The organism is Gottfriedia sp. NPDC056225 (assembly GCF_042267765.1).
GTDB lineage: Bacteria > Bacillota > Bacilli > Bacillales > Bacillaceae_G > Gottfriedia.
Window position 1 is genome coordinate 1 of the sequence record NZ_JBHJTJ010000106.1, and the last position, 4341, is coordinate 4341.

Annotated in this window: 3 protein-coding genes; 2 read left to right on the forward strand and 1 reads right to left on the reverse strand. The window is 33.2% G+C overall.

Annotated features, from left to right (window positions below; genetic code table 11):
- Together ACFCYN_RS24965 and ACFCYN_RS24970 are read left to right on the forward strand one after the other, a co-directional pair.
- The coding region (locus ACFCYN_RS24965; protein ID WP_375952773.1) for a S8 family serine peptidase at positions 1–2436 on the forward strand (2436 nt) is incomplete at its 5' end.
- Between the two features lie 609 nt (positions 2437–3045).
- The gene (locus tag ACFCYN_RS24970) at positions 3046–3486 is read left to right on the forward strand and encodes a dockerin type I domain-containing protein (RefSeq protein WP_375952775.1); all 441 of its coding nucleotides are present in this window, start codon (positions 3046–3048) and stop codon (positions 3484–3486) included.
- Between the two features lie 156 nt (positions 3487–3642).
- Here the strand turns inward: ACFCYN_RS24970 and ACFCYN_RS24975 are convergent, their stop codons facing one another.
- Positions 3643–3945, reverse strand: a complete 303-nt coding sequence (locus ACFCYN_RS24975; protein WP_375952778.1) for a hypothetical protein — start codon at positions 3943–3945, stop codon at positions 3643–3645.
- Between the last annotated feature and the right edge of the window lie 396 nt (positions 3946–4341).

Genomic DNA, 4341 nt, shown 5'->3' on the forward strand with positions numbered 1-4341 from the left:
GGTACATCAATGGCAACGCCTAACGTTGCAGGGGTAGCAGCTCTAATCAAGCAAGTTCATCCTGATATGACGCCTGCAGATGTTAAAGCAACACTAATGAACACAGCAGATCCACTCTCTGATAAATATAGTGTATATGAAGTTGGGGCAGGGCGAGTAGACCCATACAATGCTGTTCATACACAAACAGAGATTCAAGTAAAAGACAAAACTTCAACAGTTAAAGATAATTCAACGAATTATGGTGGGGAAACTTTAGCAGATAAGGGCATTAAACAAATTAAAAACATTACTGGTGCAGTTAGTTTTGGTGAACAAGCCCCTGCAGGGAAAAATCTGACAGATTCACGTTCAATGACGTTATTTAATAAATCTTCTGTCGATAAGACATATGACGTAAAAGTTCAGTTCCAAACTTTAGATGCGCGTTTTACAGACGATTCTAGAGCAGACCAAGATGCAGCTGCAAATGGTGTTACTTTAGATGTAAAATCATCTGTAAAAGTCAAAAAATATAGCAGTGCAAATATGGCTGCAACAATCAACGTACCGAAATCTGCAAAACTAGGAACATATGAAGGATATATTGTTTATACAAATCAAAAAAATTCGAATGAAACATATAAAGTACCATTTGCGATTCATACAGTAAAAGAGGGGATTGAGTATTTAACAGCTAATCCTTCAGGAGCTTATACAATACCATATGAATCAGGAAGTAATTACACTAGATGGTCACTAGGCGTTAACTTTAAATTAAATTCACATATGCGTTATTTTGAATTCTTCCTTGTTGATCCAAAAACTGACAAAGAAATCGGATTCTTAGGCTCAGCTGATGGAATAGCAGCAGATGAGAATAAGGATTATTATTACCGAGGCGTGCTGAATGAAGGTCAATATTATCCATTAACTGGTAATCCGGACAATCCGATCTCGTTTGATTTTAAAAACACGGAGCCAGGGGCATATACGATTCGCATGGTTGGTACAAATGATAAAGGCGAGAATTTCACAGCTGATACACCAGTATACTATGGAGTGAAAGAGCCAAAAGTAACGATGAATAACGTAAAGGCAGGAGGCATTTACGAAACAGCTAATCCGACTGATACAAAGGTTACTGTATCAGGAAATGTATTTGATAAAGACATCGATGAAATGAAGGCAGCAGGTATGACTGCTTCTCAAGGCGATAATACTTTTACGTATTATAATCCGAATAGTTCTTCAGAAAAAAGTATACCAGTAGATGCACAAGGAAATTTCAACTCAGAAATTCCTTTAAGTACATCTGGTCCAATAGTGAATGCTATTACAGAGTATGACTTCACAGATTATAGCAAATCAACTGTTCGAAACTATGGTAGTGTGGTAGATGCCTATTTTGTCAGACAAGGAACGGCTTATACAACTGCAATCTCTGATAAAAAAAGTATCAATATGGGTGATTCAACGACAGTAACGTTCTCTACAAAAAATGTGAAAACAAATGTTAAGAAAGCTGTGTTTAGTTTCCAATATCCAAGCGCGTTTCTTGATGTTGTGAATGTGCAACCGAATGCGGCATTTAAAGACAAACTTGATGTTCAGTATACGAATGTTCCTCAAGCTGGAGGTAAAACATTAATGACTATTACTGCAACGGCGACTGGAGAACTAGCGAATACAGGAATCGTTGGAGATGCATCGTTAGTAGACTTAACATTAAAAGCAAAAGACCAATACTATAAAGGTACAATGTCGTTCTTTAGTGCAAATGGTTCAAGTAGATTCTTTAACGCTGTTTATACAAATGTGGATAATAGTACAGTAACGACACAAGGTATTCAACCATATTTCTATGTGACACCGACATACTCACTTATGAGAGGCGCAGTACAGGCAGAAGGATTAATGAAATTTGATGGTTTAGAGCCTGAAATGAAACAACTTGACTATACTAAAGCTGGTACAAAAATTAGTGTCAAAGATTCAAAAGGTAAGGAATATGGCGTAACGGATCAGCTAGGATATGCTGACACAGCACAATATGCGTTCAGAACGAGATTGCCATTAACTGATGATACATTTACACAAAAAATTGATGTACCAGGTCACTTTACATTTACAAAAGACTTTACAATAGGATATAAAGAGGATGGAAAAGTGACAGCTGCATCGAAACCAGTTAATTATGAATATATTCCTGGTGGAGATGTGAATAAAGATAATGTCATTGATATAAACGATGCGTTATACATTCAAACATATTGGGGAACAAATAAACGTGACGCAGACATTAACTATGATGGTGTAGTTGATGAAAAAGATATGCAGTATGTAATTAATAACTACATGATGCAAAACCCTTGGAATGAAAATTCTCCAAAGGCAAAAACAAAATATAAAGGTCAAACATTAGATGATGTATTACAAGCGTTAGGATTAGAATAATTTAATCCAACAATTGAAAAAATGGGTAATCTTTTATAAAGGTTATTGATTCAGACTGTAGACAAACTCGATGAAAATCGATTTTGCCTACAGTCTCTTTTGTTTTAAAATAGAATCAGTAAAAAATTCTTGAGTTGAGATACATGTTTTTGAAACATCATTCAATACAAAGAGATTAATTAGAAATGATCGCGCTTGACCAACTGATCATGAGAATACTAGTATAGCTGGCGATGCATCATTAGTAGAAGTAACCATCCAATTCAAAGCAAAAGATTATACACCATAGCTCTAATGACCCTTTAAAGTCCATCTGGTACTAGATTCTTTAACTCTGTGTTTACGAATGTGGATAATAGTACAGTAACAATACAAGTTCAACCATATTTTTATGTTACACCAACCTATTCATTATCGAGAGCTGATGTTGAAGCAGAGGGATTAAATGAAGTTTGGTAGTTTAGAACCTGAAATGAAACAACTTGACTAGAACAAAGTTGGTGCAAAAAATAGCGTCAAAGACTCCTAAGGAAAAGAATATAGGGTAACTGATTCATTCAGATATACTGACACATTGCTACACCAAAAGGTACATTATATACATACCAATTGCATTTCGCGATTAAAACAGTAGAAGAGGGAATAAACGATCGTGAAAGTACTTTCCAAGTACCAAATTTACCATTAGCGGATGATACGCATGAGCTTCAAGTCAATATCCCTGGACACTTTACTATCGAATTCCATGAAGATGAAAAAGTTACGCATCAAGATCTTTACTTATATAGATTACAACCATCTTACGCAGGTGATGTAAATAAAGATGATGTCATCAACGTAATGGATACAATTTACTTACAAACTTACTGGGGAACAAATAAACGTGAAGCAGATATTAACTTTGACGGTGTAGTTGATGAAAAAGATATGGCATATCTAGAGAATAACTACTTAATGCAAAACCCTACAATTAACTATGCTCCAACACCTAAAACGAAATATAAAGGACAAACTCTAGAAACTGTTAAGAGTGTATTAGGAATTAATTAATACAAAAAAATAGGAATCGTTGATTTAATAGGCTCTGGTTTACACCGGAGTCTTTTTTAATGCTCTATTAAAGTAAAATGTTGATTTTAGAGGAAAGAAAAAGATCACAAAATAGTGATCTTTGATTTTACTTATGCAACTAAAGCATCTTTTGGCTTAAGAAGGGTCCATTATCTTTTTATTAATAAGTCTTAAAATGAATTGTTGTAACAAATTCATAAAGGTACCGAAAATTAATATTAATGTTAGTCTTTCATTACGTTCAGCAAAAAAATAAATACCGATAATACCAATAATTAAAATAGTTGAACCAGTTATTATTACTATTATTTCTTTACGGTTTATGGTTTTGTTCTTAAAGTTCATCAGTTTAATTTTTGAACTAGAAAAAATCTTCGGAATAGATAAAATAAATAAAATGAGTATACTAGAAATGATTAATTGAATAAAAAAATCCATTACTTTCTCCTTTATTAATAAAAATGAGTTTGATAGAAGTAGCTATTTTTATTATATTTGAAATTGATATGGTTTTAATTTAGTGAAAATGAATCATTTTTATTTTATTTTTTACCAAAATCAATTTAGCTCAAAAATAAGAAATCTTCTTGTGAAGACCCTTTATTTATTCCATTATGCGATTATGTTGTACAACTAAATGGCATTCGTTAGTTGAATTAGAATCTGTAACTCTCTCTATCTCCACATGAATATTTTCTAATAATAAATCCTAAATATTATCAAATAGTAGGCAATTTATTTTGGTCCTTAAGAAAGAAGAAGTTAAGGAGTCAGGAAAGGAATAGTTGGAAATATACTTCGCATATAATACAAATTAAATGCGAAGTGGATTAG